Here is a 26,889-nt window from a genome sequence, read left to right as displayed (position 1 = left end):
CGCCGTTCAGTCGGCGGGGTCGGCCGGGGTGGCCGGGGGTTCGCCGAAGCGGGCCAGGGCCAGGGAACCGGCCACCGCCACCGCGAAGCCCGTCACCGCCAGCCAGGCCAGGCCCTCGCGGGTGCTGTCGCCGAGCCAGGCCACGCCCACCACCGCCGGGCCGACGGTCTCGCCGAGCACCAGGCCCGCCGTCGCCACCGTCACCGAGCCGCGCGCCAGCGCCGAGGTGAGGAGCAGGAAGGCCGCGCCTCCGCCCAGCAGGAGGGCGTACAGGGCGGGGTTGCGCAGGTCCCAGGGCGAGTCGATCAGCCGGACCGAGACCTCCACCACCCCGAAGCCGGTCCCCGCCGCCAAACCGAGCACCAGCGCCCGCGGCCCGTCCGGCAACCGTCCCGCGACCACGCCGACCAGCAGCACCAGCCCCGCCACCGCCAGCAGCCCCAGCTTCAGCGCCAGCGATCCGGTCCCCGTGCCCTCCTCCCCGGCAGCGAGCCCGAGCATCACCAGCCCCGCGCACACCACCGCCACCGCGCCCCACTCGGTCCGGGACAGCCGCACCTTCAGCAGCCGCGCCGCGACCACCGCCGTCACCGCCAGGCTGGCCGCCAGCGCGGCCCCCACCGCGTAGATCGGGACGTGCCGCAGCGCGATGATCTGGAGCACGAAACCGACCCCGTCCAGGCCGAGGCCCGCCAGGTAGCGCCACTGCCGCACGGACCGCAGGAACAGCGCCGTGTCCACTCCGGACCCCGTGCCCGGCTCCGCCGACCGCGCCGCGACCGCCTGCAGAACCGACGCCGTACCGAAGCAGACCGCCGCACCGAGCGCGCAAATCATCCCAATAAGCACGAACTGACTCTAGGTCACGGATCTCACGGCGGCCGGATTCCATCGGCCGGGGGCCCCGCTCTAGTCTGTCGGCAGCACGCGAGGCCCCAGGGGGAGCAGCAGACATGGACAACAGCAGCACCAATCAGCGCCGGATGCGCTCCGGCGCGGTCGCACTCGGCGGAATGGGCCTGCTCGCGGCCACGCTCGTGGCCTGCGGCAGCAGCGACGAACCGGACAAGCGCTGTGCCTCCCGCTCCACCTTGCAGCACCTGAACAACAAGGAGTGCAAGAGCGGCGGCACCGGCGCCTACTACTACGGCGGCAACGTCAGCGCCGGCAAGGTCTCCGGCGGCAGCTTCGACAAGTCCGCCGTCACCCGCGGCGGCATCGGCGGCCACAAGAGCTCCGGCTCCAGCGGCGGCTGACCGCCATCATGGAGCGGCACACCATCGAGCCCCGCCCCGGCTGGCAGAAGACGGTCGAGGAGCAGGGGGTGATCTACCCCCTCACCCGCTACCCCGATGACTCCCTGCGGCCCTACTGGGACGAGAGCGCGTACTACTCCTTCTCGCTCCCCGAGGTCGAGGCCCTGGAGAACGTCGTCGAGGAGCTGCACGCCATGTGCCTCGCCGCGGCCGCGCACATCGTCGAGCACGACCGCTTCGACGACCTCGGCATCACCGACCCGAAGCTGGCCGCGCTGATCGCCGAGTCCTGGCGGCGCCGCGCCGAACAGCCCTCCCTCTACGGCCGTTTCGACCTGCGCTACGACGGCACCGGCAGCCCGGCCAAGATGCTGGAGTACAACGCCGACACCCCCACCTCCCTCGTGGAGGCCGCCAGCCCCCAGTGGTTCTGGATGGAGGAGCGCTTCCCGGGCGCCGACCAGTGGAACTCGCTCCACGAGCGCCTCGTCGACGCCTGGCGGCGCCAGGCCGAGCTGCTCCCGCCCGGCCCGCTGCACTTCGCGCACTCCGAGACCGACGAGCTGGGCGAGGACCTGATGACGGTCGCCTACCTCCAGGAGACCGCCGAGCAGGCCGGCCTGGACACCCAGGCGCTCTCCGTCGAGCAGATCGGCTGGGACAGCCTGTCCGGGCGGTTCGTGGACGAGAAGCTCCGCTTCATCCGCTCCTGCTTCAAGCTCTACCCGTGGGAGTGGCTGGCGACGGACACCTTCGGCCCGCAGGTGCTCGGCACGTACGACCACGGCGGCGGCTCCGGCACCACCTGCTGGATCGAGCCCCTGTGGAAGATGCTGCTGTCCAACAAGGCGCTGCTCGCGATCCTGTGGGAGCTCTTCCCGGAGCACCCCAACCTGCTGCCCGCCTACCTCGACGGCCCGCGCGAACTGGCCGAGCCCGGCTCCACCGGCTACGTGGCCAAGCCGCTCCTCGGCCGTGAGGGCGCGGGGGTCACCCTCCACGAGGCGGGCGGGGGCGGCGAGCCCTTCGTACCGGAGGAGGGGGAGCGGTACTGCTTCCAGGGCCTGGCCCCGCTGCCCGACTTCGACGGCAACCGGGTGGTGCTCGGCGCGTGGGTCGTCGAGGACGAGGCGGCGGGGCTCGGCATCCGCGAATCGGCGGGGCCGGTCACGGACGAGTACGCCCGCTTCCTGCCCCACGTCATCCTCTAGCCGATCCCGATCCCGATCCGGGGCCCGATCGATCCGGGCCCCGGTGCGGACCCGGATCGGGGACGTCCTACGCGCCGAGCACCGACCGGAGCTGGGACAGGCCCCAGTCCAGGTCCTCCTTGCTGATCACCAGCGGCGGGGCGATCCGGATCGTCGACCCGTGGGTGTCCTTCACGAGCACCCCGAGCTCCATCAGCTTCTCGGAGATCTCCCGGCCCGTGCCCCGCGACGGGTCGATGTCGACGCCCGCCCACAGCCCGCGGCCGCGTACGGCGGTCACCGCGCCCCCGCCGACCAGCAGGTTCAGCTCACGGTGCAGGTGCTCGCCCAGCTCGGTGGCGCGGCCCTGGAACTCTCCGGTCCGGAGCATCGCGATCACCTCCAGGGCGACGGCGCAGGCGAGCGGGTTCCCGCCGAAGGTGGACCCGTGCTGACCGGGCCGGAACACCCCCAGCACGTCCCGGTCGGCGACGACGGCCGACACCGGCACCACGCCGCCGCCGAGCGCCTTGCCGAGGATGTACACGTCCGGGACGACGCCCTCGTGCTCGCACGCGAAGGTCCGGCCCGTCCGCCCCAGCCCCGACTGGATCTCGTCCGCCATGAACAGGACGTTCCGCTCGCGGGTCAGCTCCCTTACGCCGCGCAGGTACCCGGCGGGCGGCACCAGCACCCCCGCCTCGCCCTGGATCGGCTCCAGCAGCACGGCCACCGTGTTCTCGGTGACGGCGTGCGCCAGCGCGGTGAGGTCCCCGTACGGGACGATCTCGAAGCCCGGCGTGTACGGCCCGAAGTGGTCGCGGGCGTCGTGGTCCGTGGAGAAGGAGACGACGGTCGTGGTCCGCCCGTGGAAGTTGTCGGCGGCGACCACGATCTTGGCGTGCCCGTCCGGGACGCCCTTGACCTCGTAGCCCCACTTGCGGGCGGTCTTCACCGCCGTCTCCACGGCCTCCGCCCCCGTGTTCATGGGGAGCACCATCTCCTTGCCGCACAGTGCGGCCAGCTCGGTACAGAACTCGGCGAAGCGGTCGTGGTGGAAGGCGCGCGAGGTGAGCGTGACCCGTTCCAGCTGGGCACGGGCGGCGTCGATCAGACGGCGGTTGCCGTGCCCGAAGTTGAGGGCCGAGTACCCGGCGAGCATGTCGAGGTATCTGCGGCCCTCGACATCGGTCATCCAGGCGCCTTCCGCGGACGCGACGACCAGGGGCAGCGGATGGTAATTGTGCGCGCTGTGCGCGTCTGCGGAGCGGATGGCATCAGCAGTTGTCGACACGGGGTCTCCGATCGTCCGTCCGGCGGGGTGAAGCGCCGGGTGAAGCGGTGACGAGGGTGGCGTCACCTTCTTATCGTCGCTCGAATACCGGACGCAGAAACCTCTCTTCCGGCGCGCCCGCTAAGGTGTCGGGTACGCACGGCGACTGGCGTACGGAGAACCAACTCCGGGGGAGTCGTGCGCGCTCGACCGCATACAGGGCCGCTCGCCTGGGCCTCGCGGGGTACCGATCACATCGACCCCGGAGGAGCCCGCCATGTCCGCGAGCCGCCATCCCGCCCTGTTCGCCGCCGACCCCGAGCTGGCCTCGTTCGTCGCGGCGGAAGAAGTACTGCAGGCGCAGACCCTGCGCCTGATCCCCAGCGAGAACTACGTGTCCGCGGCCGTCCTCGAAGCCTCCGGCACCGTGCTGCAGAACAAGTACAGCGAGGGCTACCCGGGCCGCCGCTACTACGAGGGCCAGCAGAACATCGACCGCGTCGAGGCGCTGGCCGTCGAGCGGGCCAAGGGCCTGTTCGGCGTGGACCACGCCAACGTGCAGCCGTACTCCGGCTCGCCCGCCAACCTGGCCGTGTACCTGGCCTTCGCGAAGCCCGGCGACACCGTGATGGGCATGGCCCTGCCGATGGGCGGGCACCTGACGCACGGCTGGGGCGTCTCGGCGACCGGTTCCTGGTTCCGGGGCGTCCAGTACGGCGTCCGCGCGGACACCGGCCTGATCGACTACGACGCGGTGCGCGACCTGGCCCTCGCCGAGCGGCCCAAGCTGATCTTCTGCGGCGGCACCGCCCTGCCGAGGACCATCGACTTCGCCGCCTTCGCCGAGATCGCGCGCGAGGCGGGCTCGATCCTGGTCGCGGACGTGGCGCACATCGCCGGCCTGATCGCGGGCGGCGCGCACCCGTCCCCGGCGGACCACGTCGACGTCATCTCGACCACCACCCACAAGACCCTGCGCGGTCCGCGGGGCGCGATGCTGATGTGCCGGGAGGAGCACGCGAAGGCCATCGACAAGGCGGTCTTCCCGGGCCTCCAGGGCGGCCCGCACAACCAGACGACGGCCGGTATCGCGGTGGCGCTGCACGAGGCCGCGCAGCCGTCGTTCGTCTCGTACGCGCACGCGGTCGTCGCCAACGCCAAGGCGCTGGCCGCGGCGCTGCTGCAGAAGGGCTTCGACCTGGTCTCGGGCGGTACGGACAACCACCTGATCCTGATCGACCTGACCGGCAAGGACGTACCGGGCAAGATCGCCGCCAAGGCCCTGGACCGGGCGGGCATCGTCGTGAACTACAACACGGTGCCGTTCGACCCGCGCAAGCCGTTCGACCCCTCGGGGGTGCGGATCGGCACGCCGTCGCTGACGTCCCGCGGCCTGTCCACCGAGCACATGCCGGTGGTGGCCGACTGGATCTCGCGCGCCGTCGACGCCGCCGCGAAGGGGGACGAGCAGGCCCTCGCCGCGATCCGCGCGGAGGTCACGGACCTGATGGCCGCCTTCCCGGCCCCGGGCCTGCCGCTCGCGTAGCCCGCGGCACCGCTCCGGGGGCGCCGCCCCCGGAGCGCCGCCCCCGGAGCGGACCGGCGGAAACCGGCCGCTCGGCCGGGGCGGGATCGGGCCTGCGGCGGGCACGGGCCCCTCCCCGCACCTGAGAGAATGAAGCCATGGCTTCTGATCGTCCTCGCGCGCTCTCCGGCATCCAGCCCACCTCCGGCTCGTTCCACCTCGGGAACTACCTCGGAGCCATCCGCCAGTACGTCGCCCTGCAGGAGACGCACGACGCCTTCTACATGGTGGTCGACCTGCACGCGATCACCATGCCGCAGGATCCGAAGGACCTGCGCGCGAACACCCGGCTGTCCGCCGCCCAGCTGCTCGCCGCCGGCCTGGACCCCGAGCGCTGCACGCTCTTCGTCCAGAGCCACGTGCCCGAGCACGCGCAGCTCGGCTGGGTCATGAACTGCATCACCGGTTTCGGTGAGGCCAGCCGCATGACCCAGTTCAAGGACAAGTCCGCCAAGGGCGGCGTCAACAGCGCCAGCGTCGGCCTGTTCACGTACCCGATCCTCCAGGTCGCCGACATCCTGCTGTACCAGGCGAACGCGGTCCCCGTCGGCGAGGACCAGCGCCAGCACATCGAGCTGACCCGCGACCTGGCGGAGCGCTTCAACCAGCGCTACGGCCGGACCTTCACCCTGCCCGCCGCGCACATCGTCAAGGAGGTCGCGAAGATCTACGACCTCCAGGACCCGGCGATCAAGATGTCGAAGTCCGCGTCGTCCCCCAAGGGCCTGATCAACCTCCTCGACGAGCCCAAGGTCACCGAGAAGAAGATCAAGAGCGCGGTCACCGACACCGGCTCGGAGATCCGCTTCGACTCCGAGAAGAAGCCCGGCGTCAGCAACCTGCTCACGATCTACTCCACCCTCACGGGCGAGACGATCCCCGAGCTGGAGGCGAAGTACGAGGGCAAGGGATACGGCGCGCTGAAGACCGACCTGGCCGGTGTGATGGTCGATTTCGTCACACCTTTCAAGCAGCGCACCCAGGAGTACCTCGACGACCCCGAGACGCTGGATTCCCTTCTGGCCAAGGGCGCGGAGAAGGCCCGTGCGGTCGCCGCGGAGACCCTCGCGCAGGCCTACGACCGCCTCGGTCTGCTGCCCGCCAAGCACTGACGAACGCAACTACGGACAGAGAGCCCTGGCACGAACGGGGGTGCTGCCGCCACACTGGGGCGGCAGCAGTCCACAGCGACAAGCGGAGGAGAGATACGTGGGGACCGTAACGCTCGGCGTTTCGATCGCGGTCCCGGAGCCGTACGGCAGCCAGCTCCAGGAGCTGCGCGCGGGCTTCGGGGACGCCGCCGCGCACGGCATCCCCACGCATGTCACCCTCGTCCCGCCGACCGAGGTGGAGGCGGACCGCCTCCCCGCGATCAGGGCCCACCTGGCCGAGGTCGCCGCCGCCTTCCGGTCCTTCCGGATGAGGCTGGGCGGCACGGGGACCTTCCGTCCCGTCTCGCCGGTCGTCTTCGTCAAGATCGTCGACGGGGCCGGCGGCTGCAACCGCCTCCAGAGCGAGGTCCGCGACACCGGCGGGCCGCTCAGCCGCGAGCTGGCGTTCCCGTACCACCCGCACGTCACGGTCGCCCACGGGATCTCCGAGGAGGCGATGGACCTGGCGTTCACGACCCTCGCCGAGTACGCCGCCGAGTGGATCTGCGAGGGCTTCGCGCTCTACGAGCAGGGCTCGGACGGGGTCTGGCGCAAGCTGTGCGAGTACCCGTTCGGGACCGGTCCGACCTGCGTCCCGGCGCAGGCGGGCTCACCCGCCGACCAGGCGGCCGGGGCGGCCGGCGCCGCCGGATCCTGACGCAGCGGGCGCAGGGCCAGGGGCAGGGGAAGCCGGGCGATGCGCCGGGCGCGGAATCTCAGCCTTCGCAGGACCAGGGTGTGGAACGGGCGACCCGTGGGGCGCGTATCGGGAAAAGTCACAATCGACGACCGTAGCGGCCGGAACCGACAATCCCGGCTATTTCCGGCAGCTGAATTACGGTGACCCCATGGACTGGCTGACGAAACTCCCGGTGATCGGGCCGCTCGCGTCCCGTCTGATGCAGACGCACGCGTGGCGTTCCTACGAGCGCCTCGACCGGGTGCACTGGACCCGCCTCGCCGCCGCGATCACCTTCATCAGCTTCCTCGCGCTCTTCCCGCTGATCACCGTCGCCGCCGCGGTCGGCGCGGCGCTGCTCAGCCCGCAGCAGCTCGACCGGCTGGAGAAGAACCTCTCCGAACAGGTACCCGGCATCTCCGACCAGCTCAACATCGAGGGACTCGTCGCCAACGCGGCAACGGTCGGCCTCGTCGCCGGCGCCCTCCTGCTGTTCACCGGCATCGGCTGGGTCGGCTCCATGCGGGACTGCCTGCGCGCGGTCTGGGAGAAGGACGACGAGGACGACGGGAACCCCGTCGCCCGCAAGGGCAAGGACACGCTCGTCCTCCTCGGCCTCGGCGGGGTCGGCCTGGCCTCCGCCGCCGCCTCCATCCTCGGATCCAGCGCGGTCGGCAAGTCCGCCGACTGGCTCGGCATCCCGCGCGACGGCGCGGGCGGCGCACTGCTGCGCACCTTCGCCTTCCTCGTCGGCGTCGTGGCCGCCTTCCTGCTGCTGCTCTACGTACTGACCCTGCTCCCGGGCGTCGAACCGCCGCGCGGCCGGCTGATCCAGGCGGCCCTGATCGGCGCGGCCGGCTTCGAACTGCTGAAACTGCTGCTCAGCGGCTATATGCGGGAGGTCGCCGCAAAGAGCATGTACGGGGCCTTCGGTGTGCCGATCGCCCTGCTGCTGTGGATCAACTTCACGGCGAAACTGCTGCTGTTCGTCGCCTCCTGGACGGCCACCCGCGACGACGAGGACGGCGACGAGGACGGCGACGGCGCCGAGGACCCGCCGGCCGCCCCCGCGGCCCCGGCGACCCCGTCCCCCTCCCCCTCACCCGCCGCCTGAACGGCGCCGGTGGCGCACCGGTGTGGGGCCCGGTGCGCCACGGGAGTACCGCTGAAGGGGGCTGCTACCAGGTGCCGTTGCCGCAGCCGTACACCCAGCGGTGCGAGGCGGCGTTGTCGTGGACCTTCTCGCCCACCCCGCGGTTGTCACCGTTGCGCGTCCAGTTGAAGGTGTTCGCGTTGTTGCGCAGGTTCCACTCCGTGCCGTAGCCGATGCAGGCGTACGCCCCGGAGTTGTTGTCACCCCAGTAGATGTTGACGTGGTGGCGGCCGACGGCGACGCCGGAGTTGCGGACCCAGTCGACCTTGTTCTTGACCTGGCCCGGCCACGAGGACGAGTTGCCGCCCTCCTGGTAGAGGTAGTTGGCGTCGTCCGAATACGCGCAGAAGTTGCCGGAGCCACAGCCGCCGTCGGCCTGGGCCGCGGTCGGAACGGCCACCACCGCCGCACCGGCGATCGCGAGACCAGCGAGGAGCGTCCTGAGCCTGTTCATGGGGTTCCCTCCCAGTTGTACCGGTTGTACCGTGCGTGGTTCACCGCCGGTCGGCGGTACGCGATGTCAGCCCCCGGAATGCCGGGCGACCACATCGCGAGCTGTGGGCAGGGCCGCCACCTGCATCCGCCGCATGGCGTCGAAGGCGGCCCGGTTCTCGGCGCGGATCCTGTCCGAGAGGCGTTCGTGCAGTTCCTGCGCGGTGTCGGCGAATCCGGTCGAGCGGGCGCACTCGGCCTGGGCGACCGCCATCGGCACGTCCTGCGCCTCGGCCTGCGGGCCGGTCCGCGCCAGCTGTTCCTCGCGCTGGCGGACCGGGTGCCCGGCCGGGAATCCGCGCCCCGCCACACATGCGCTCCAGGCCGCCAGGGCCTTCCCGAAAGCGGGGTCCTGGTTGACCCGGCCGGTGCGCACCGCGGCCAGCTGGTTCGCCGTCTCACTGGAGCGGTACCAGGCCTTCACGTCCCCGTAGAGAGTCCGCCAGGACTCGGTGACGCAGCCGCGGTCGCTGTGGCTCAGGGTGCCGCCGAGCGGGCTCTCGACCTCCAGCCCCGTCGGCTCCGGCCCCAGGAGGGCCGCGCCCATGGCGTCCCGCTGCCCGTCGGAGAGGCCGCGTGCGTACTGCCCGGCCGGGCCCGAGGCCGCCTGCTCGTCCAGCTGCCGCTCGATAGCGCGCCCGAAGCCGTGGCCACGGGCCCAGTCCACGTCGTCCACCCCGTACGGGAAGTCCCGGAAGTCCGGGTGCGGCACGCGCGGGACCGGCCAGTACGAGAATCCCCGCGCCCGCATGCAGTCCTGGACGAGGAGTTCTCCGGCCCGGTGCAGCAGGTCCAGCTCGGCGGCGTCCACCGCGCGCGCCGGGGCCCGTTCCCCGGTGTCGCCCTCCGGGACACCGGTCCAGGCCGCCACCGCGAGCAGTGCGCCGCAGGCCACGAGGGAGGCGCCGATCCAGCCCCGCCGGGCGGAGCTCAGCACGGGGTCCTCACACCGCCGGTCGGGGCGGCCGTGCCCGTCGGGGTGCCGGCGTGGGCCTCCGCCCGGGTGCCGGCGCGGGCCTCCACCCGCACCGCCGACACCCACCGTCCGGCGGACATCCCCGGCGCGGTGTACGTGCCGTGCCCACCCGCCGCAGCGGTGCGGCGCTGCCCGGCCGGCCCGCCGTGCGCCAGCGTCGACCCGACCCCCGTGCGGATGACGTTGCTCTGCTCGGCGGCCACCATGACGACGGCCGACCATCTCCTCCGCATGGGAGGACCCCCTTCCCGAAGGCTCCTTGCCGACGGGAATGAGCAAACCGTGCCGAAGTCCTGTGCAGAACCTGTGAGTTGATAGGTGGCGCGGGCCCGCGAACCCGGCTAGGCCGTCCGGCCGTCCGGGACCCACCGCGCCACGGCACACGACCGCCCCCGGCCGCTGGTGCGGCCCGGGGGCGGTGGTGACGGCGAGAGGGGGGCGGCTCGGCGGGCGAGCGGACTCAGATCAGCTCCTCGCCCCGACTGCGGCGACCGCGGGGCCAGCGACGGTTGACCACGAACGCACCGCCCGCCAGCACGGCCAGCGCGCCACCCGCCACGCCCAGCGCGGTGCCCGCACCGCCACCCGCACCCTTGCCGGCCGCCGAGTTGTTCTCGTGCGACTGGGCCGGCGAGCCGTGCGAGGAGGTGTCCTCGCTCTTCGGCGGCACCAGCTCACCCACCGGCTTGACCTTGCCGGCCGCCGAGAAACCCCAGTCGAAGAGCGCGGCGGTCTCCTCGTAGACCGAATTCGCACCGCCCGCGTCCGGGTTCATCACCGTGACCAGCAGCTTCCTGGCGCCCTGCTGCGCGGCGCCGGTGAAGGTGGAGCCGGCCATGGTGGTGTTGCCGTTCTTCACCCCGGCGATGCCCTTGTAGGGGGAGATGCCGCCCGCGCCGGTCATCAGCCGGTTGGTGTTCTGGATCTCGAAGTAGTCGCGCGGCTTCCCCACCTCCTGGAGGCCGGGGAACTTCGCGCTCACCGTGCCGCAGTACTCCCTGAAGTCCTGCTTCTGCAGTCCGGAGCGGGCGATCAGCGTCAGGTCGTAGGCGCTCGACACCTGCTCCGGCGCGTCGTACCCGTCCGGGGACACCACGTGCGTGTCGAGGGCCTGCAACTCCTCGGCGTGGGCCTGCATGTCCTTGACGGTCTTCTCGACGCCGCCGTTCATGGCCGCCAGCACGTGCACGGCGTCGTTCCCCGACCGCAGGAAGACCCCCAGCCACAGGTCGTGGACGGAGTACTCGTGGTCCTCCTTCACGCCGACCAGGCTGCTGCCCTGGCCCACGCCCTCCATGTCCGCGTCGGTGACCCGGTGGACCTGGTCCTTGGGCAGGCTCGGCAGCACGGTGTCCGCGAAGAGCATCTTCATGGTCGAGGCCGGGGGCAGCCGCCAGTGCGCGTTGTGCGAGGCCAGCACCTCGCCGGACTCGGCGTCCGCCACGATCCACGACCGGCCGGTCAGGTTCGCCGGGAGCTGGGGCGCGCCCGGCAGCAGGTTCACCTGGGTCCCCGGCTGGCCGAGCAGCGACCCGCCGACCGTGGACATCGTGACGGGCGGCGCGGGCGCCGCCGGGGCCTTGGCAGGCCGGCCCTTTCCGTCGGCCGGGGGGCTCGGCGCGGCGTGTGCGGGAGCCACCAGCACGGTGGGGACCAGCAACGCGGCGGATAGGACCGTCAGCGCGGTCGTCTTGGCAGACACGCAGGTGAAAGTACCTCCCGATGAGCTGGATGGCTTCGCGGACCGGCCCATTCGCGGCAACCACCCCCGGGACAGCCCACCCCGGCGCGTCCGTCCTGGGGACGAATCCGATACTGAAGCCATGAGACTCAGCCGTACCGCCTCCTGGTTCCTGCTCGCGTTCGGAGTGTGGAGCTGGTTCATCTGGGTGTCTTTCGTCCGGAACCTGTGGAAGAACGGCAGTGGTCTTGCCTTCGATGCGGCAGGCGATCCCACTTCCTACTTCTGGGTGCACCTGACGCTCGCGGTGTCGTCCTTTCTCCTGGGGACGGTGGTCGGTGTGATCGGGTTGCGCGGAGTCCGGGCCCTGCGTCGTGAATCACGTGCGGACCGCGCCGACGCCGGAACGGATGTCCGGTCATGACGATCCTGATCTTCGCCCTCGTCGCACTGGCCGTCTGCGCCCTGCTCGTCCTGGTGCACCGCTGGCTCTGGATCCGCCTGGTCCGCGACACCACGGCCCCCGGCCGGCTGCCCCGGCGCATCGGCACGGCCTTGACCATCGCCCTGCCCCTCCTCTCTGTGGCCGCGCTGACCACGGGCCGCGCCGGCGCGCCGTTCTGGCTCCAGCAGACGGTCGCCTGGCCCGGGTACCTCTGGCTCGCGGTACTCCTGTACCTGACCCTGACGATGCTGGTCGCGGAGCCGATCCGCGCGCTGTTGCTCCGCCGTCTGGCCCACCGCGATCCCTCCGGGGCGGAAGTCGACGCGCCCCGGCCCGTGGAGGTGCCGACCGCCGGGGCCTCCTCGGCCGCCACCGTCACCGCCGAGCTGCCCACCACCGAGGAGCAGCCCACCACCGAGGAGCAGTCCGCCACCGCCGAGCAGTCCGGCACCGGTGGGGGCCTCACCCGCCGCCGGTTCGTCGCCCGGACGGTCGGCGGGGCGGCCGCCGCCGTGGCCGTCGGGACGGTCGGCGCCGGGGCCCACGGGGTCCTGCGCGGGCCGCGCGTGAAGCGGGTCCAGGTCCCCCTCGCCAAATTGCCGCGCGCCGCGCACGGCTTCCGGATCGCCGTCGTCAGCGACGTCCACCTCGGCCCGGTGCTCGGCCGCGCCCACACCCAGCGCATCGTCGACACCGTCAACCGCACCCAGCCCGACCTCATCGCCATCGTCGGCGACCTCGTCGACGGCAGCGTCCCCGACCTCGGGCACGCCGCGGAGCCGCTGCGCCGGCTCGCCGCCCGCCACGGCTCGTACTTCGTGACCGGCAACCACGAGTACTTCTCCGGGGCCCAGCAGTGGATCGACCACGTCCGCGAGCTGGGGCTGACCCCGCTGGAGAACGCCCGCCGCGAGCTGGCGCACTTCGACCTCGCCGGGGTCAACGACATCCAGGGCGAGCGGGAGGGGAAGGGCCCCGACTTCGGCGCGGCCCTCGGTGACCGGGACCGCGCGCGGGCCGCCGTACTCCTCGCGCACCAGCCCGTCGTCATCCATGACGCCGTCCGCCACGGCGTCGACCTCCAGCTGTCCGGCCACACCCACGGCGGCCAGCTCTGGCCCGGCAACTACCTCGCCGAGCTCGCCAACCCCACCGTCGCCGGGCTGGAGCGCTACGGCGACACCCAGCTCTACGTGTCCCGCGGAGCCGGGGCCTGGGGGCCGCCGGTCCGGGTGGGCGCGCCGTCCGACATCACCGTCGTCGAACTCGCCTCGTTTCAGGCCTGACCCTCCCCACGCGTCGCAGCGCCCTCTCCGACCGACCTTCCGGACGCCAATATTCCGTGATGGGATGACCGTTAATCGGACAGCACGTCGCTGTCACCGGGTCATGGGGTGGGGTTCAGGGGATGCGGTCTGTCCGCTCGAAGGTAATCGCGGCCGGGCTGGTCCTCGGCGTGGCCGGTGTCGGCGCCTGGCAGTTGCTGCCCGAGGACGGCAACGGCCGCGGAGCCGTCCGGGTCGGTACGAGTGACGTCGTCTCCTCGCTGGACCCCGCCGGGGCGTACGACGCGGGCTCCTGGGCCCTGTTCAGCAACATCTACCAGTCGCTGCTGACCATCAAGCCCGGCTCCGACGCCCCCGTACCGGACGCCGCCGCCTCCTGCGGCTTCGTCGGCCAGAAGCTCACCACCTACCGGTGCGAGCTCCGCTCCGACCTGAAGTTCACCGGCGGCCGCACCATCACCGCCGAGGACGTCAAGCACTCCTTCGACCGGATCAAGGCCATCAACTCCGACCAGGGTCCGGCCCCCCTCTTCAACACCCTGGAGTCGGTCAAGGCCGAAGGGCGCACGGTCACCTTCAACCTCTCCGCCGGCGACGCCACCTTCCCCTTCAAGATCGCGACGGGTGCGGCCTCGATCGTCGACAAGGACAAGTACCCGGCGAAGGCCCTGCGCGAGGACGGCAGGGCCGACGGCTCCGGCCCGTACACACTGGCCGGGTACAAGGCCGGCACCAGCGTCGAGCTCAAGCCCAACGGCTCCTACAAGGGCCAGGGCAAGCCCGCCCACACGCCCGTCACCGTCAAGTACTTCAAGGACTCGCAGCAGCTCGACCAGGCCTGGAAGGCCCACAAGATCGAGGTCGCCCACCGGGACATGCCGCCCACCGTGCTCGCCGGCCTCAACCCCGGCATGAAGGACACCCGCTACCAGGCGTCCGGCGGCAGCGAGATCCGTTCCGTCGTCTTCAACGTCCGCCCCGGCTCCACCGCCGCCCCGCTCGCCGTCCGGCAGGCCGTCGCCGCCGTGCTCGACCGCCCCAAGGTGGCCGCCGAGGTCCACCTGGGCACCGTCACCCCGCTGTACTCCCTGGTCCCGGCAGGCATCGCCGGACACAGCACGCCCTTCTTCGACGCCTACCCGACGCCCAACGGAGCCACCGCCAAGAAGCTCTTCAAGGACGCCGGCATCACCGCCCCCGTCCACCTGGGCCTCGGCGTGAACGTGCGCGGCGCGAACATGCCCGAGGCCGAGGAGCTCAAGCGGCAGCTGGAATCCACCGGGCTCTTCCAGGTGACGATCAAGCCCGTCGAGCAGTGGAGCGACTTCCAGAAGGCCTACGCGGCCGGCGAGTTCGACGCCTACACCATCGGCTGGATCGCCGACTTCCCGGACGCCGACAACTTCCTCGCCCCGCTCGTCGGCGCCGACTCGTCCATGAACAACGGCTTCTTGGACAAGCGCGTCGACGAACTCATCACCCGCACCCAGTCCCACTCGGAACGGTCCGACGCGGCCTCCGACTTCCGTGACCTCCAGAAGCTGGTCGCCCAGCAGGCGCCGATGGTGCCGATCTGGCAGAAGAAGGACTACGTGATGTCCCGCGAGGACGTCACCGGAGCCCAGTTCCTCTCCGACGGCACCGGCGTCTGGCGCCTGTGGCAGCTCGACTGGCTGTAGGGGTTTCTGGCCGATCAGACCGGATCAGGTGGCGGAGTCCGGGTCCGGGTCCGGGGCCGAGGCCTTGCGCCGGGCCCCCGCGGTGGCCGTCTGCGCCATGCCCGGCAGGAAGTCCGCGAACAGCTCGTGCACCTCCCGCACCAGCGGCCGCAGCACCCGGAACCGGGCCAGGACGATGCCCCGCGTCGTCAGCTGCGCACCGCGCTCGGCGAGCCCGCGCGTCTTCTCGCTGTTCGGGGAGCGGTCGAAGACCCAGTACAGGACCAGGCCCATCTGCGAGAGCCACATCAGCTCCGGCAGTACGTCGGCCAGCTCGGCCGGCACCTTGGTCTTCGCGCCCGCCAGCACCTCGCGGTGGATGTCGATCGCGGCCTGACGCGCCGGCTCCGATTCCGGCGAGAACGGGCTGAGCGGGCTCTCGGGGTCCGCCGCGTTCTTGAAGAACTGCGAGGCGAACTCGTGGTACGGGGCGGCGATGTCCAGCCAGCTCGTCAGTACGCCCGCGAGCCGCTTCTGCAGATCGGTCTCGCTGTCCAGAATGGGCCGCACCGCCGCCTGGTGGGCGGCGCCGATCCGGTCGTAGAACCCCTGGACCAGGTGTTCCTTCGACTCGAAGTAGTAGTAGGCGTTGCCGACCGAGACGCCGGCCTCCTTCGCGATACCCCGCATCGTCGTCTTGTCGAAGCCGCGCTCCTGGAAGAGGCGGAGCGCGGTCTCGAGAATGAGCGTGCGGGTCTGCTCGCTCTTGGGAGCCTTCTGATCAGTCACGGTGGATGAGCCTATCGGGGGACGGAGCACTGGTCGTCACAGGCCGGTCCCTCCACTGCCTCGGGGTGACCCTCGGTACGCACGGCCTGCCGCCAGGCGGAGGCCGTGTACATCGCCGCCCGGGCGAAGGGCCGCCCGGCGGCGGTGGCCAGCCAGTTCGCCCGCGGCCGGTGTTCGGCCAGCGCCCACAGGCAGACGATGAAGGCGTCGGTCCCCGTCCAGATCTGCCCCGAGTCCCCGATGACGGTGATCTCCCGCAGCGTCGACGCGTGGTCGAGGCGGGGGAACCGGCGCTGCGCCTCCCAGGAGGCGGCGGGGACCAGGGCGAGCGGGACCAGCCACCGCTGCGCGAGCAGCCAGTGCCGGATGTGCACGCAGAGCGGGCAGGCGGCGTCGTAGAGGACGGTCAGTCTCCGCACGGGCGCGGATACCGGCGCCGGCGGGGGCGGGGGCGGGGGTGCGGTGGTGCTGGTGGTGGTGGCCGTGGCGGCGTCGGTCGACACTCTCAGGCCCCGACCGGCGCGGTCCACCCCTGCGGGGCGACGGGCGGGGTCTGCTGGCGCTCCATGATCCCGCGGCGGCGCATCCTGTTCAGCGCCCACACGTTCCCGAGGTGCATGACCCCGAGCACCAGCAGGACGACGCCGAGCTTGACCGAGAGGGCCTCGAAGAGGGCGCGGGGGGTTTCGATCTCCTCGCTCGACCGGAGGTAGAGGGTCACGAAGCCGATGTTCACGAGGTAGAAGCCGACCACGAGGAGCTGGTTGACGGCGTCCGCGAGCTTCTCGTTGCCGTGCAGGACGTCGCCGATGAAGACGCGCCCGTTACGGCTGAGGGTGCGGGCCACCCAGACGGTGAGCGCGATGCTGATGAGCAGGTAGATGACGTACGTGACTACGGTGAGGTCCATGAACCCCAGCCCCCTTGAACGTGTTCAAACTTGCTGACGGGGATGACTGTAGGCCTCTTTTTGAACAAGTTCAAGCGAACCGTCGACGGCAGCGCGAAGCCCCCGGGAGTCCGCGTGCGGACACGCCCGGGGGCTTCGGGTGACGGTCAGGGGCGCGCCAGGAACTCCAGCATCAGACGGGTGGTTTCCGCGGGGCGCTCCAGCGAGGGGAAGTGGCCCGCCCAGGACAGTTCGAGGCGGTCGGCGCCCGGGATCACGTCGGGCAGCTCGGCGGCGATGTCGCGGAAGTCCAGGAGGTCGTGCGCCCCACCGACGACCAGCGTCGCAGCGGTGATCGCGGCCAGGTCCACCTCGGGCTCGGGCAGCTCGTGGCTCTCGGTGACGGCCAGTCCGTTCTCGAAGTTCCGCAGCTGCATGGCCCGTACGAGGGCGTGCGTGTCGGCGTCGGCGTCCGGGCCGAGCCAGGTGCGGGCATTGAACTCGGCGGCGCCGGCCAGATCGCCCGCATCCAGGAAGACGTCCTCGGCCGCCCCGAACTTGCGGAGCTCCGCACTCGGTTCGTGGCCGGGCCGCGCGGGACAGAGCAGGAGCAGCGAGGAGGCGCGCTCCGGATGCAGCGCGGCGATCTGCAGGGCGATCCGGCCGCCGTACGAGCTCCCGACGAGGGCCGCGCGCGGTGCGCCGAGGTGGTCCAGGAGGTCCAGCACGTCACCCGCATCGCTGTACGGGACGGTGCCGGCGGGGGAGTCCCCGCAGGTCCGGAAGTCGGGCCGGACCACCCGGAAGCCGGCCTCGATCAGGGGTCGCCACTGCGGCTCCCACATCCGCCGGTCGCACACGGAGGAGTGCAGCAGGACAACGACGGGCCCATCGACGGGCCCGTCCACATCATGAGAAACGATCATCCGCTGATCCTCGCGGCGCCAACGCGTACGCGCCAGCGCCTTTTTGCGGGGGCGGGGGTGGGGGCTTCGGGGGGCGGGGGTGTGGCCGGGCGGGGTCGGATGGTGCGGGGTGGCGTTGGTGGGCGGGAGCCACTGGGCCGGTAGTCAGAGATGCGTATGGGGGTTTCCCGTCAGTCTCATCGTCTCTCCGTGTCGGGCCGGTCCCTCAAGGGCGCTCCCTTCGGTCGCGTCGCTTCGCGATTTCGCTGCGCTCAACCCTTGACCGACCGTCCCGCCCCGGACATACGAAGACTGCCGGGAAACCCCCAAAGGAACGGGCCGGTCCCAGCCTTCAGGGACGGGGACGTCGGAGATGCCCAAGCAGGCCGGGCGCAGGCACGCCCCCGAGGCGGGCCCATCCCGAGCGGCCTGCCGGGTCGGGGGAAGCGCAGCCAATCGCTACGCGCTCCTCATCTCTCAGCGTCTCCAGCCCGTCTTGGGTTGAACATAAGCCGCCCAAGACCGTTGGCGCTCCTCGATCACGCGCCCGACGACCGCCTTGGGCTGGGCATAGGCCGCCCACGAGCTCGGTTCGAGGCTCGACATGCGCCCGAAGACCGCCTTGGGCTGGGCATAGGCCGCCCACGGGCCGTTGATGCTCCTCGACGACTGCGACTGCCGCCTGTCCGGGGTGGAAAGGCGTGGGACAGCGGCTATTTCGTCGTGGATGCGGGTCAGGGCACGTGGATGCCGCAAAAGGCCGACAGTTTGCCCCAATTGCCCCTGTATGTTCCCCTGTTTGTGGGCTCGGTCCGGCGCTGACCCGGATCCACGACGAAATAGCCGAAGGATCGGCCGTCAGACCCTCCCAACGACACGAGACGGTCGCCGGACGCGTGGCCGAGGAGCGCCAGCGGGTCGTGGGCGGCTTATGCCCAGTCCCAGGCGGTCGTCGGACGCTGAGACGTGAGAAGAGCCAACGGTCGTGGGCGGCCTATGTTCAGCCCAGGACGGGCTGGAGACGCTGAGGGGTGAGGAGCGCGTAGCGATTTGCTGCGCCCCCCGGCCCGGGAGGTGGCTTCGGGTGGGCCCGCCTCGGGGCGTGCCTGCGCCCGGCCTGCTCGCGCATCTCCGACCACCCCGTCCCTGAAAAGGATCCCCCGGCCCGTTCCTTTGGGGGTTTCCCGGCAGTCTTCGTATGTCCGGGGCGGGACGGTCGGTCAAGGGTGGCCGAAGGCCATCGCGAAGCGACGCGACCGAAGGGAGCGCCCTTGAGGGACCGGCCCGACACGGAGAGACGATGAGACTGACGGGAAACCCCCATACGCATCTCTGGCTGCCGCCCGAGCGAAACCCCGCCCCCCGAAGCCACCCCGCCTCTACATGCTCAGCGACCGGGCGTGGTTGAGCTGCGACATCACCCACTGGTAGGTGTAGGCGTCCACTGCCGGGATCATCGTGGAGTGGTGGCGGCCGCCGCTGGCGACCGTGACCTGGATGTAGCCCGTGGTGGTCTTCTGCTTCATCAGCAGGAAGAGCAGACCGAGCAGGCAGAAGAGGAAGAAGACGATCGCGAGCACGATCGCGTGCGGCGGGATCTTCTCCTCGGTGCGCGAGAAGTCGGTCGCGTTCCACATCGCGCCCCTGAGCGGCATGTTGCCCGACGGGGTGATGATCTGGTCCCCGGCGATGGTGATGTCGCCCAGGGACATGCCGGCTCCGCCGGTCGGGGCGGCCATCGGGTAGGCGGGGGTCGCCATGCCGGCGCCGATGGTCGGCTGGTAGGCCGGGGCCGCGGGGTAGGGCTGCGGGTAACCGTAACTGGCCTCGCCCGGGCCCCACCTGTAGTCCCCCTGGCCGGGCACGCCGGGCTGACCGCCCTGGCCGGCGGGGTCGCTCGTGTACGGATTCGGCTGCTGCTCGCTCATGCCGACGATCCTTCCACAGGGACTCCCACCCTGTACCCCGGGTCCCCAAGCCAGGTCAGAGCGCCGCGCCCACCGGAGCCGTGATGTGCGTACGCATCAACTCCCGTTCGCCGCCCGCCGGAAGGAGGGAGTGGGCGTCCGCGCCGCGGTCCCGCCCACCCGGACCATGGTGCCGCTCGCCACGGGGACGGCGCCGGAGGCCCGTACGGCCCGTACCGCCCGCTGTCAGTGGTCGCCCCTACTGTCGACTGCATGGGAATGGTGACCTTCGTCGACGAGACGACCGCCGGAGGCCGTGGTGACGGCTGGGTACTCGAGATAGCCGAGGAGCGGCTCGCGCTGCGCGAGCTGATCCGGCGCCGGGTCTTCCAGGAGGTCGCGGAGTACCACGCGAAGCGGCCGGAGGTCTTCCAGGGGCTGGTGCAGCCCGAGGGGGCCGAGCGCGCCCTGAACGGGTACGCGCTGCGGACGCCGCGCCGCATCGACCCGGAGAAGCAGACGGAGCTGGCGCTGAAGGCGTTCGAGCGGAACGGCTTCCTGGTGCTGGTGGGGGACCGTCAGGTCGTCGGGCTGGACGAGGAGATCGTCCTGCCGCTCGGTGTCGAGGTCACCTTCCTGAAGCTCGTCGCCCTGGTGGGTGGCTGATGGCGGAGCAGAGTACCGAGACGATGGCCAAGGCGCTCCTGCGCAAGGCCGTGCACTCCATGAGCCACAATCCGGCCTTCCAGGCGCAGCTCGACGGGATACTGGCGCAGCCGGAGCAGGACCGGCGCCGGCTGGTCGAGGAGTTCGCGGAGCAGTACGGGCGGGACTCCCACACCGAGCCGGTGCGGGTGAAGCTGCTGACCCTCATCGTGCTCGTCGGCCGGGGCCTGGACGGCCTTCCGCTGGAGGAGGAGCGGGCCGCCCGGCTGGAGGCCGTCTCCCGCTCCTACACGTTCTGGTACGCCGACCGGTACGAGGCCCTGGCCGAGGCCGAGGTCGCCGCCGGGCGCCCGCTCTCCCCGGCCGTCGTCGCGACCGTCCGGCGCAGCGCGATGAACGCGTACGGCGACACCGGTCTGGTCGAGTTCGCCGCGCGGCTGACCGGGCCGGTGCTGAATGCGGGGGAGGAGTGGGCGGAGCGGGCGATGGCGGACGAGCGGTGGCGGGATCTGCTCGCGTACGCGCTGACCGCCAAGGCCGCCAAGCCGTCCGCCGCGTGGGAGAAGGGCGGCCGGGCGCTCCTCGACGGCCTCGGCGGCGATGCGGTGCGCGAGGCCGTCACCGGCTGGCTGGCCCTCGTCGGGCGGCCCCGGACCATCGAGCTGGTGCCCAATGAGTACGAGTCGGACGTCAACAACGTCTTCGACCCGTTCAACGCCAACGCCCTGCGCGGACTGACCTGGCTGCTGTCGTTCCTGCCGCCGCACGCCGGTACGGTCCGCGCGCTCGGCGCGCTGGTGGAGAGCGCGCTGCGCAAGGTCGCCGGAGTCGGTCCGCGCAATCCGAAGGTGGCCAACGCGGCCGTCAACTCCCTGGCCCGCATGGAGGGTGGGGCCGCCCTCGCCGAACTGGCGCGACTGGGAACCCGGGTGACGTTCAAGGGCACCGCCAAGATCGTCGACGCGGCCCTGGAGGCACGCGCCGCGGCCGTGGGGATGAGCCGTGAGGAGATAGAGGAACTGGCGGTGCCCGCGCACGGGTTGACGGAGGTGGGACGTGCCCGGTTCCGCCTGGGCGAGGCCGTCGCGCTGCTGGAGGTGCGCGGGACGCGGGCCGTGCTCGGCTGGCACAACGCCGCGGGCCGGCCGGTCAAGAGCGTGCCCGCCACCGTGCGACGGGACCACGCCGAGGAGCTGAAGGAGCTCAAGGCGGCGGTCAAGGACATCGACAAGGCGCTGTCCGCGCAGGCGGAGCGGCTGGACGGCCAGTTCCTGGCCCGTCGGCGGTGGGCGTACGGGCAGTGGCGTGCCCGGTACCTGGACCATCCGCTGGTCGGGACCCTGGCCCGGCGGCTGATCTGGACCGTGGACGGTACGGCCGTCGGCTTCGCGGACGGGCAGCTGCGCACGCTGACGGGCGAGCCCCTGGCCCGCAGCGCCGGGGAGGAGGCGGCCGTCGAGCTGTGGCACCCGGTCGGCAGGGAGCCGGCCGAGGTGGTCGCCTGGCGGGAGTGGCTGGAGCGGAATGCGGTGACGCAGCCCTTCAAGCAGGCCCACCGCGAGGTGTATCTGCTGACGGACGCCGAGCGGAACACGGGGACGTACTCCAACCGGTTCGCCGCGCACGTCCTGCGTCAGCACCAGTTCCACTCGCTGGCCGCGGCCCGGGGCTGGCGCAACAGGCTGCGCCTGTGCGTGGACGACTGCGCCCCGCCGGCCGTCCGCGAGCTGCCGCGGTGGGGGCTGCGCGCCGAGTACTGGATCGAGGGCGAGGGGAGCGCGTACGGGGTCGACACCACCGAGTCGGGCAGCTACCTGCGGCTGCGGACCGACCAGGTGCGCTTCTACCCGATCGACGCCCCGCACAACGAGGCGAGCACGTACGGCGGCGAGTACACGATGGGGCTGCCGGCCGGCCGGGAGCCCGTCGACCCGCTGCCGCTCGCGGAGATACCGGCGCTGGTGCTGAGCGAGGTGCTGCGGGACGTCGACCTGTTCGTCGGCGTGGCCAGTGTCGGCAACGATCCGACGTGGTCCGACGGCGGGCCGGAGGGCCGCTTCCGCGAGTACTGGGCCTCGTACGGCTTCGGGGAGCTGAACCAGAGCGCCGAGACCCGGCGGGTGCTGCTGGAGCGGCTGGTGCCGCGGCTGGCCGTCGCCGACCGGTGCACCGTCGAGGGCCGTTTCCTGCACGTGCGGGGTGAGCTGCGCACGTACCGGATCCATTTGGGCTCGGGGAACATCCTGATGACGCCCAATGACCAGTACCTGTGCATCGTGCCCGGCGGGTCGGCGGGCACCGCGGGCGCCGACCCCGGCTACCTGCCCTTCGAGGGGGACCGCACCCTCGCGGTCATCCTCTCCAAGGCGATGCTCCTCGCGAAGGACACCGAGATCACCGACCCGACGATCACCAGCCAGATCCGGCGCTGATGCCGTGGGGGAACGGCGAGGGCCCCGCCCCCGGACGAACCGGGGACGGGGCCCTCGTGCACACGGACCGGAAGGTCAGAAACGGCGCGTGATCAGTGCGCGCTTGACTTCCTGGATGGCCTTCGTGACCTCGATGCCACGCGGGCACGCGTCGGTGCAGTTGAAGGTCGTGCGGCAGCGCCACACGCCGTCCTTGTCGTTCAGGATCTCCAGCCGCTGCTCGCCGGCCTCGTCGCGCGAGTCGAAGATGAAGCGGTGCGCGTTGACGATCGCCGCCGGGCCGAAGTACTGGCCGTCGTTCCAGAACACCGGGCACGAGGACGTGCACGCGGCGCACAGGATGCACTTGGTGGTGTCGTCGAAGCGCTCGCGGTCCTCGGCGGACTGCAGACGCTCGCGCGTCGGCTCGTTGCCCTTGGTGACGAGGAACGGCATGACGTCGCGGTACGCCTGGAAGAAGGGCTCCATGTCGACGACAAGGTCCTTCATCACCGTGAGGCCCTTGATGGCCTCGACGGTGATCGGCTTCTCCGGGTTGATGTCCTTGATCAGCGTCTTGCAGGCGAGCCTGTTCTTGCCGTTGATCCGCATCGCGTCGGAGCCGCAGATGCCGTGCGCGCACGAGCGGCGGAAGGTCAGCGTGCCGTCGAGGTCCCACTTGATCTTGTGGAGACCGTCGAGCACGCGCTCCTTCGGGTCGATCTCGACCTGGAAGTCCTGCCACTGGGACTCGTCGGAGACCTCCGGGTTGAAGCGGCGGATCCGGAAGGTGACCGTGATGAAGGGCGAGGCCGCGGCCGCGGCCTCCATCTGGTCCGTCTTGCTCAGGGTCGGGGTGCCCATCAGTACTTACGCTCCATCGGCTGGTAGCGGGTGACGACGACAGGCTTGTAGTCCAGCCGGACGGAGTCCTTGCCGTCATCGCCGACCTCGCGGTACGCCATGGTGTGGCGCATGAAGTTGACGTCGTCGCGGTTCGGGTAGTCCTCGCGGTAGTGACCGCCGCGGGACTCCTTGCGCGCCAGCGCGGACACGGCCATGACCTCGGCCAGGTCGAGCAGGTTGCCCAGCTCGATGGCCTCCAGCAGGTCCGTGTTGAAGCGCTTGCCCTTGTCCTGGACGGACACGTTCTTGTAGCGCTCGCGCAGCTCCGCGATCTTGTCGACCGCGGTCTTGATGGTCTGCTCCGTACGGAACACCATCACGCACGCGTCCATCGTCTCCTGGAGCTCCAGACGCAGGTCGGCGACCCGCTCGTTGCCCGTGGAGTTGCGCAGGCGCTCGACGAGGTCGGCCACCTGCTGCGCCGGGTTCTCGGGGAGCTCGACGTAGTCGTTCTCCTGCGAGTACTTGGCCGCGGCGATGCCGGAGCGCTTGCCGAAGACGTTGATGTCCAGCAGCGAGTTGGTGCCCAGGCGGTTCGCGCCGTGCACCGATACGCACGCGACCTCGCCGGCCGCGTACAGGCCCGGGACGACGGTGGTGTTGTCCGCCAGGACCTCACCCTCGACGTTGGTCGGGATGCCGCCCATGGCGTAGTGCGCGGTGGGCTGGATCGGGATCGGGTCCGTGTACGGCTCGATGCCCAGGTAGGTGCGCGCGAACTCGGTGATGTCCGGGAGCTTCGCGTCGAGCTGCTCCGGCGGCAGGTGCGTCAGGTCCAGGTACACGTGGTCACCGGCCGGACCGCAGCCGCGGCCCTCACGGATCTCGGTGTAGATGGAGCGCGAGACGACGTCACGGGACGCGAGGTCCTTCATGACCGGCGCGTACTTCTCCATGAAGCGCTCGCCGTCCTTGTTGCGGAGGATGCCGCCCTCACCGCGGGCGCCCTCCGTCAGCAGGATGCCCATGCGCCAGATGCCCGTCGGGTGGAACTGGAAGAACTCCATGTCCTCCAGCGGCAGGCCGCGGCGGTAGCAGGCCGCCTGGCCGTCACCCGTGAGGGTGTGCGCGTTGGAGGTCACCTTGAAGAACTTGCCGGTGCCGCCGGAGGCGTAGATGACGGCCTTGGCCTGGAACACGTGGATCTCGCCGGTGGCGAGCTCGTACGCGACCACACCGGCCGACTTCTTGACGCCGTCCTCCTCGACCAGGAGCTGGTCCAGGACGTAGAACTCGTTGAAGAACTCCACGCCCTCCTTGACGCAGTTCTGGTAGAGCGTCTGGAGGATCATGTGACCGGTGCGGTCCGCGGCGTAGCAGGACCGGCGGACCGGGGCCTCGCCGTGGTTGCGCGAGTGGCCGCCGAAGCGGCGCTGGTCGATGGTGCCGTCCGGGGTGCGGTTGAACGGCAGGCCCATCTTCTCCAGGTCGAGGACCGCGTCGATGGCCTCCTTCGCCAGGATCTCGGCGGCGTCCTGGTCGACCAGGTAGTCACCGCCCTTGACCGTGTCGAAGGTGTGCCACTCCCAGTTGTCCTCTTCCACGTTGGCCAGCGCGGCGGCCATGCCGCCCTGCGCGGCGCCCGTGTGGGAGCGGGTCGGGTAGAGCTTCGTCAGCACCGCGGTGCGGCTGCGCTTCGTCGACTCGATGGCGGCGCGCATACCTGCGCCACCTGCGCCGACGATGACGGTGTCGTACTTGTGGATCTTCATTGGTTTCGCCTCAGCCCCGTTGCCTAGCGGATGTTCGGGTCGAAGGTGAAGATCACCAGCGTGCCCAGAAGGATGGTGAACACCGTGGCGGTGTAGAGCAGGCCCTTCAGCCACAGCCGCGTGTTGGCGCGCTCCGCGTAGTCGTTGATGACGGTACGCAGACCGTTGGCGCCGTGCAGCATGGCCAGCCACAGCATCAGCAGGTCCCAGACCTGCCAGAACGGGGAGGCCCAGCGGCCGGCCACGAAGGCGAAACCGATCTTGGACACGCCGCCGTCGAGCACCAGCTGGATCAGCAGGTGGCCGATGACCAGGACGACGAGCACGATGCCCGAGAGGCGCATGAAGAGCCACGCGACCATCTCGAAGTTGCCGCGGGTCGAGCGCGGGGTCTTGCCGGTCCGCTTGCGCGGGGCCTCGATGTAAGGCGCCGGGTTCTCGGCGTCGTAGAGGGAAACGCCCTCCACGTCGCCGATGGCCTTGGCGGAAGAAGTGTCAGAAGACATGCGTGTCACTTCCCGAACAGTTCAAGGTAGGCGTGGCCCAGGACGGGGTACAGGGCCCCGAACATCAGAACGATCCAGATGCCCACGACGGTCCAGAGCATCTGCTTCTGGTAGCGCGGGCCCTTGGACCAGAAGTCCACGGCGATGACACGGAGACCGTTGAGCGCGTGGAACAGGATGGCGGCGACGAGGCCGTACTCCAGCAGCGCGACGATCGGAGTCTTGTAGGTAGCCACGACATCGTCGTACGCCTCGGGGGAGACGCGAACGAGAGCGGTGTCGAGGACGTGTACGAACAGGAAGAAGAAAATGAGGACGCCGGTGACTCGATGAGCCACCCAGGACCACATTCCTTCCCGGCCGCGGTACAACGTTCCAGCCGGCACGGAAAACCCTCCGGAAGCGGGGCGGGGGCCAGCCGGCTTCTTTGTCGGTCGGGCCCGGCCGGGTACGGTCCTCCGGCCCCGGACATCGTAGCGACGCTTTGTCGGTTCCCTTGCGCGGGGGTCATCGGTGTGATCAAACAGGCACGTACGGACTATCCCACAGGGGCGAATAGGCCGATTTCCGTGGCAGTCGGCCCATCGGGTGAGGTCAGCCAGCGTGTCAGATCGCGGAGCCGGGACTGCGCGACCCGACGCAGCTCGTCTGCGGAGATCGAGCGCTCCTCGTCCACCTCGTGCCCCATCCGGCGGCGGATCGCGCCCAGCAGCTGGTCCGCCTGCTCCTCCGGAGGGTGTCCGTCGAGGCAGATCACGAAGGCGTGGCCGAACTTTCGTTCGTACTCCGCGTGGGCCGCGTCGAGGGCCAGCAGTGCGGCGTACGAAGCCCCGTGGGCCAGCTCCGCCGAGGACTCCGCGGCCAGCGCCTCGGTCAGATCGCCCTGCGAGAGGTCGTACGAGGCCTCGTCCGCGGCGGCGATCAGGGCCCCGGCATCGGGGTAGGGGCGGTGGGCCGCCACCCGGTGCGCCCAGCGCCGGCTTCCGCAGCAGTGCAGCAGGACGGCCCGGGCGGCTTCGGGAGACAGGGTGTTGAACCTTCCCAGCCCGCAGCCGTGAGAAGGATCGGAGCTTCCCCCGCGTTCGGTCCGGGAAATGCCCCCTGGGGCCTGTGCCGGAAGGTGGCTGGACAGCAGGGGGCTCCTCGGGGCGCGGCGGGGGTGTACCGCCACGCTATCGACGCAGGGCAGGGTGTGTCGTACCGATTCGGGGATTTCACCCGGAAGTGAGCCGAAAGGATGACGTGAGCGCCACGGGCAGGCATGGTGAGGGCCCCGGGAAGGGGAGGGCGACCGAGGCCGCCACCCCCCACAGGAGAGGCCCCGGCCGCCATCCGTCACGGGCTCGTGCGACAAGCCCGTACCCCTGTCAGCG

Annotated in this window: 27 protein-coding genes and 1 riboswitch; of the genes, 11 read left to right on the top strand and 16 right to left on the bottom strand. The window is 71.0% G+C overall.

Translation table 11 applies throughout. The annotated features are described in order from the left end of the window. Positions 1 to 6 precede the first annotated feature (6 nt). Positions 7 to 837 (bottom strand): hypothetical protein, encoded by an 831-nt coding sequence (locus tag B6R96_RS14330; protein ID WP_081522648.1) that lies wholly within the window; start codon positions 835 to 837, stop codon positions 7 to 9. 116 nt (positions 838 to 953) lie between these two features. Here B6R96_RS14330 and B6R96_RS14325 point away from each other — a divergent pair, with 116 nt between their 5' ends. Then, on the top strand, positions 954 to 1,256 hold the full coding sequence (locus B6R96_RS14325; RefSeq protein ID WP_030389160.1) for a hypothetical protein: 303 nt from the start codon (positions 954 to 956) through the stop codon (positions 1,254 to 1,256). 8 nt (positions 1,257 to 1,264) lie between these two features. Then, positions 1,265 to 2,467 carry a glutathionylspermidine synthase family protein gene (locus B6R96_RS14320; protein WP_081522647.1) on the top strand — a complete coding sequence of 401 codons (1,203 nt, stop codon included), beginning with the start codon at positions 1,265 to 1,267 and terminating at the stop codon, positions 2,465 to 2,467. 67 nt (positions 2,468 to 2,534) lie between these two features. Here the strand turns inward: B6R96_RS14320 and rocD are convergent, their stop codons facing one another. Continuing rightward, positions 2,535 to 3,740 (bottom strand): ornithine--oxo-acid transaminase, encoded by a 1,206-nt coding sequence (gene rocD, locus B6R96_RS14315; protein WP_030389162.1) that lies wholly within the window; start codon positions 3,738 to 3,740, stop codon positions 2,535 to 2,537. Between the two features lie 131 nt (positions 3,741 to 3,871). Next, positions 3,872 to 3,962, top strand: a riboswitch (ZMP/ZTP riboswitch). A 34-nt stretch (positions 3,963 to 3,996) separates the two neighbouring features. On the opposite strand from rocD, the gene glyA reads away from it, so the two are divergent. The 4 genes from glyA to B6R96_RS14295 all read left to right on the top strand — a co-directional run bounded on the left by glyA (position 3,997) and on the right by B6R96_RS14295 (position 8,248). Then, on the top strand, positions 3,997 to 5,265 hold the full coding sequence (gene glyA, locus B6R96_RS14310; protein ID WP_053704274.1) for a serine hydroxymethyltransferase: 1,269 nt from the start codon (positions 3,997 to 3,999) through the stop codon (positions 5,263 to 5,265). A gap of 137 nt (positions 5,266 to 5,402) precedes the next feature. Beyond that, a complete protein-coding gene (gene trpS / locus B6R96_RS14305) occupies positions 5,403 to 6,416 on the top strand; it encodes a tryptophan--tRNA ligase (protein ID WP_030389164.1) in 1,014 nt (337 codons plus the stop codon). 97 nt (positions 6,417 to 6,513) lie between these two features. After that, positions 6,514 to 7,113, top strand: coding sequence for a 2'-5' RNA ligase family protein (locus B6R96_RS14300; RefSeq protein WP_081522646.1), 600 nt, complete (start codon positions 6,514 to 6,516; stop codon positions 7,111 to 7,113). Positions 7,114 to 7,303: 190 nt separating this feature from the next. Next, positions 7,304 to 8,248, top strand: a complete 945-nt coding sequence (locus tag B6R96_RS14295) for a YihY/virulence factor BrkB family protein (protein WP_081522645.1) — start codon at positions 7,304 to 7,306, stop codon at positions 8,246 to 8,248. Between the two features lie 64 nt (positions 8,249 to 8,312). On the opposite strand, the gene B6R96_RS14290 is transcribed toward B6R96_RS14295, so the two are convergent. The 4 genes from B6R96_RS14290 to B6R96_RS14275 all read right to left on the bottom strand — a co-directional run bounded on the left by B6R96_RS14290 (position 8,313) and on the right by B6R96_RS14275 (position 11,640). Beyond that, positions 8,313 to 8,741, bottom strand: a complete 429-nt coding sequence (locus B6R96_RS14290; protein WP_081522644.1) for a hypothetical protein — start codon at positions 8,739 to 8,741, stop codon at positions 8,313 to 8,315. A gap of 66 nt (positions 8,742 to 8,807) precedes the next feature. Next, a complete protein-coding gene (locus tag B6R96_RS14285) occupies positions 8,808 to 9,716 on the bottom strand; it encodes a hypothetical protein (RefSeq protein WP_081522643.1) in 909 nt (302 codons plus the stop codon). Then, complete coding sequence (locus tag B6R96_RS14280; protein WP_159396326.1) at positions 9,710 to 9,988, bottom strand: hypothetical protein; 279 nt, start codon at positions 9,986 to 9,988, stop codon at positions 9,710 to 9,712. Before B6R96_RS14280 ends, B6R96_RS14285 begins: the two co-directional genes overlap by 7 nt. A gap of 227 nt (positions 9,989 to 10,215) precedes the next feature. Next, positions 10,216 to 11,640: a D-alanyl-D-alanine carboxypeptidase gene (locus B6R96_RS14275; protein WP_078972243.1), complete on the bottom strand. Its 1,425-nt coding sequence runs from the start codon at positions 11,638 to 11,640 to the stop codon at positions 10,216 to 10,218. On the opposite strand from B6R96_RS14275, the gene B6R96_RS14270 reads away from it, so the two are divergent. The 3 genes from B6R96_RS14270 (at position 11,579) to B6R96_RS14260 (ending at position 14,846) form a co-directional block, all read left to right on the top strand. Next, on the top strand, positions 11,579 to 11,860 hold the full coding sequence (locus B6R96_RS14270; protein WP_030389170.1) for an SCO4848 family membrane protein: 282 nt from the start codon (positions 11,579 to 11,581) through the stop codon (positions 11,858 to 11,860). The genes B6R96_RS14275 and B6R96_RS14270 overlap by 62 nt on opposite strands. After that, positions 11,857 to 13,167: a metallophosphoesterase gene (locus B6R96_RS14265; RefSeq protein ID WP_443069892.1), complete on the top strand. Its 1,311-nt coding sequence runs from the start codon at positions 11,857 to 11,859 to the stop codon at positions 13,165 to 13,167. The genes B6R96_RS14270 and B6R96_RS14265 overlap by 4 nt, the downstream gene beginning before the upstream one ends. A 122-nt stretch (positions 13,168 to 13,289) precedes the next feature. Beyond that, positions 13,290 to 14,846, top strand: coding sequence for an ABC transporter substrate-binding protein (locus B6R96_RS14260; protein WP_081522641.1), 1,557 nt, complete (start codon positions 13,290 to 13,292; stop codon positions 14,844 to 14,846). A gap of 24 nt (positions 14,847 to 14,870) precedes the next feature. Here the strand turns inward: B6R96_RS14260 and B6R96_RS14255 are convergent, their stop codons facing one another. The 5 genes from B6R96_RS14255 to B6R96_RS14235 all read right to left on the bottom strand — a co-directional run bounded on the left by B6R96_RS14255 (position 14,871) and on the right by B6R96_RS14235 (position 19,336). Beyond that, positions 14,871 to 15,614 (bottom strand): TetR family transcriptional regulator, encoded by a 744-nt coding sequence (locus tag B6R96_RS14255; RefSeq protein ID WP_053704268.1) that lies wholly within the window; start codon positions 15,612 to 15,614, stop codon positions 14,871 to 14,873. 11 nt (positions 15,615 to 15,625) lie between these two features. Then, positions 15,626 to 16,033 carry a thiol-disulfide oxidoreductase DCC family protein gene (locus B6R96_RS14250; RefSeq protein WP_053704313.1) on the bottom strand — a complete coding sequence of 136 codons (408 nt, stop codon included), beginning with the start codon at positions 16,031 to 16,033 and terminating at the stop codon, positions 15,626 to 15,628. 86 nt (positions 16,034 to 16,119) lie between these two features. Continuing rightward, a complete protein-coding gene (locus B6R96_RS14245; RefSeq protein ID WP_052875437.1) occupies positions 16,120 to 16,524 on the bottom strand; it encodes a hypothetical protein in 405 nt (134 codons plus the stop codon). A gap of 146 nt (positions 16,525 to 16,670) precedes the next feature. Further along, positions 16,671 to 17,429 carry an alpha/beta fold hydrolase gene (locus tag B6R96_RS14240; protein WP_081522640.1) on the bottom strand — a complete coding sequence of 253 codons (759 nt, stop codon included), beginning with the start codon at positions 17,427 to 17,429 and terminating at the stop codon, positions 16,671 to 16,673. Between the two features lie 1,358 nt (positions 17,430 to 18,787). Continuing rightward, the gene (locus B6R96_RS14235; protein ID WP_053171509.1) at positions 18,788 to 19,336 is read right to left on the bottom strand and encodes a hypothetical protein; all 549 of its coding nucleotides are present in this window, start codon (positions 19,334 to 19,336) and stop codon (positions 18,788 to 18,790) included. Positions 19,337 to 19,588: 252 nt separating this feature from the next. Between B6R96_RS14235 and B6R96_RS14230 the strand changes: the two genes are divergently transcribed. After that, complete coding sequence (locus B6R96_RS14230; protein WP_081522639.1) at positions 19,589 to 19,981, top strand: hypothetical protein; 393 nt, start codon at positions 19,589 to 19,591, stop codon at positions 19,979 to 19,981. After that, positions 19,981 to 22,413: a DUF4132 domain-containing protein gene (locus B6R96_RS14225; protein WP_081522638.1), complete on the top strand. Its 2,433-nt coding sequence runs from the start codon at positions 19,981 to 19,983 to the stop codon at positions 22,411 to 22,413. The genes B6R96_RS14230 and B6R96_RS14225 overlap by 1 nt, the downstream gene beginning before the upstream one ends. A gap of 75 nt (positions 22,414 to 22,488) precedes the next feature. Here the strand turns inward: B6R96_RS14225 and B6R96_RS14220 are convergent, their stop codons facing one another. The 5 genes from B6R96_RS14220 to B6R96_RS14200 all read right to left on the bottom strand — a co-directional run bounded on the left by B6R96_RS14220 (position 22,489) and on the right by B6R96_RS14200 (position 26,687). After that, the gene (locus B6R96_RS14220) at positions 22,489 to 23,256 is read right to left on the bottom strand and encodes a succinate dehydrogenase iron-sulfur subunit (protein ID WP_081522637.1); all 768 of its coding nucleotides are present in this window, start codon (positions 23,254 to 23,256) and stop codon (positions 22,489 to 22,491) included. Then, a complete protein-coding gene (sdhA, locus tag B6R96_RS14215; protein WP_081522636.1) occupies positions 23,256 to 25,010 on the bottom strand; it encodes a succinate dehydrogenase flavoprotein subunit in 1,755 nt (584 codons plus the stop codon). Before sdhA ends, B6R96_RS14220 begins: the two co-directional genes overlap by 1 nt. Before the next feature lie 23 nt (positions 25,011 to 25,033). After that, entirely contained in the window at positions 25,034 to 25,516 is a 483-nt protein-coding gene (locus tag B6R96_RS14210; protein ID WP_030387543.1) for a succinate dehydrogenase hydrophobic membrane anchor subunit, read from the bottom strand. 5 nt (positions 25,517 to 25,521) lie between these two features. After that, positions 25,522 to 25,902 (bottom strand): succinate dehydrogenase, cytochrome b556 subunit, encoded by a 381-nt coding sequence (gene sdhC, locus B6R96_RS14205; RefSeq protein ID WP_078626438.1) that lies wholly within the window; start codon positions 25,900 to 25,902, stop codon positions 25,522 to 25,524. Positions 25,903 to 26,054: 152 nt separating this feature from the next. Next, on the bottom strand, positions 26,055 to 26,687 hold the full coding sequence (locus B6R96_RS14200) for a 2-oxo-4-hydroxy-4-carboxy-5-ureidoimidazoline decarboxylase (protein WP_081522635.1): 633 nt from the start codon (positions 26,685 to 26,687) through the stop codon (positions 26,055 to 26,057). Positions 26,688 to 26,889 lie beyond the last annotated feature (202 nt).

This window comes from Streptomyces sp. Sge12 (assembly GCF_002080455.1).
Taxonomy (GTDB): Bacteria; Actinomycetota; Actinomycetes; order Streptomycetales; family Streptomycetaceae; genus Streptomyces.
This window is presented reverse-complemented; position numbering and strand designations above follow the sequence as displayed.

Bases quoted from the DNA above. Each gene is read 5' to 3' on its own strand.
- B6R96_RS14270 (WP_030389170.1), top strand. From the start codon at position 11,579: ATGAGACTCAGCCGTACCGCCTCCTGGTTCCTGCTCGCGTTCGGAGTG.
- B6R96_RS14295 (WP_081522645.1), top strand. From the start codon at position 7,304: ATGGACTGGCTGACGAAACTCCCGGTGATCGGGCCGCTCGCGTCCCGT.
- B6R96_RS14235 (WP_053171509.1), bottom strand. From the start codon at position 19,336: ATGAGCGAGCAGCAGCCGAATCCGTACACGAGCGACCCCGCCGGCCAG.
- B6R96_RS14265 (WP_443069892.1), top strand. From the start codon at position 11,857: ATGACGATCCTGATCTTCGCCCTCGTCGCACTGGCCGTCTGCGCCCTG.
- B6R96_RS14240 (WP_081522640.1), bottom strand. From the start codon at position 17,429: ATGATCGTTTCTCATGATGTGGACGGGCCCGTCGATGGGCCCGTCGTT.
- B6R96_RS14290 (WP_081522644.1), bottom strand. From the start codon at position 8,741: ATGAACAGGCTCAGGACGCTCCTCGCTGGTCTCGCGATCGCCGGTGCG.
- B6R96_RS14210 (WP_030387543.1), bottom strand. From the start codon at position 25,516: ATGTCTTCTGACACTTCTTCCGCCAAGGCCATCGGCGACGTGGAGGGC.
- B6R96_RS14220 (WP_081522637.1), bottom strand. From the start codon at position 23,256: ATGGGCACCCCGACCCTGAGCAAGACGGACCAGATGGAGGCCGCGGCC.
- B6R96_RS14260 (WP_081522641.1), top strand. From the start codon at position 13,290: ATGCGGTCTGTCCGCTCGAAGGTAATCGCGGCCGGGCTGGTCCTCGGC.
- trpS (WP_030389164.1), top strand. From the start codon at position 5,403: ATGGCTTCTGATCGTCCTCGCGCGCTCTCCGGCATCCAGCCCACCTCC.
- B6R96_RS14245 (WP_052875437.1), bottom strand. From the start codon at position 16,524: ATGGACCTCACCGTAGTCACGTACGTCATCTACCTGCTCATCAGCATC.
- B6R96_RS14225 (WP_081522638.1), top strand. From the start codon at position 19,981: ATGGCGGAGCAGAGTACCGAGACGATGGCCAAGGCGCTCCTGCGCAAG.
- glyA (WP_053704274.1), top strand. From the start codon at position 3,997: ATGTCCGCGAGCCGCCATCCCGCCCTGTTCGCCGCCGACCCCGAGCTG.
- B6R96_RS14275 (WP_078972243.1), bottom strand. From the start codon at position 11,640: ATGAACCAGCTCCACACTCCGAACGCGAGCAGGAACCAGGAGGCGGTA.
- sdhA (WP_081522636.1), bottom strand. From the start codon at position 25,010: ATGAAGATCCACAAGTACGACACCGTCATCGTCGGCGCAGGTGGCGCA.
- B6R96_RS14230 (WP_081522639.1), top strand. From the start codon at position 19,589: ATGGGAATGGTGACCTTCGTCGACGAGACGACCGCCGGAGGCCGTGGT.
- B6R96_RS14330 (WP_081522648.1), bottom strand. From the start codon at position 837: ATGATTTGCGCGCTCGGTGCGGCGGTCTGCTTCGGTACGGCGTCGGTT.
- B6R96_RS14280 (WP_159396326.1), bottom strand. From the start codon at position 9,988: ATGCGGAGGAGATGGTCGGCCGTCGTCATGGTGGCCGCCGAGCAGAGC.
- B6R96_RS14325 (WP_030389160.1), top strand. From the start codon at position 954: ATGGACAACAGCAGCACCAATCAGCGCCGGATGCGCTCCGGCGCGGTC.
- B6R96_RS14320 (WP_081522647.1), top strand. From the start codon at position 1,265: ATGGAGCGGCACACCATCGAGCCCCGCCCCGGCTGGCAGAAGACGGTC.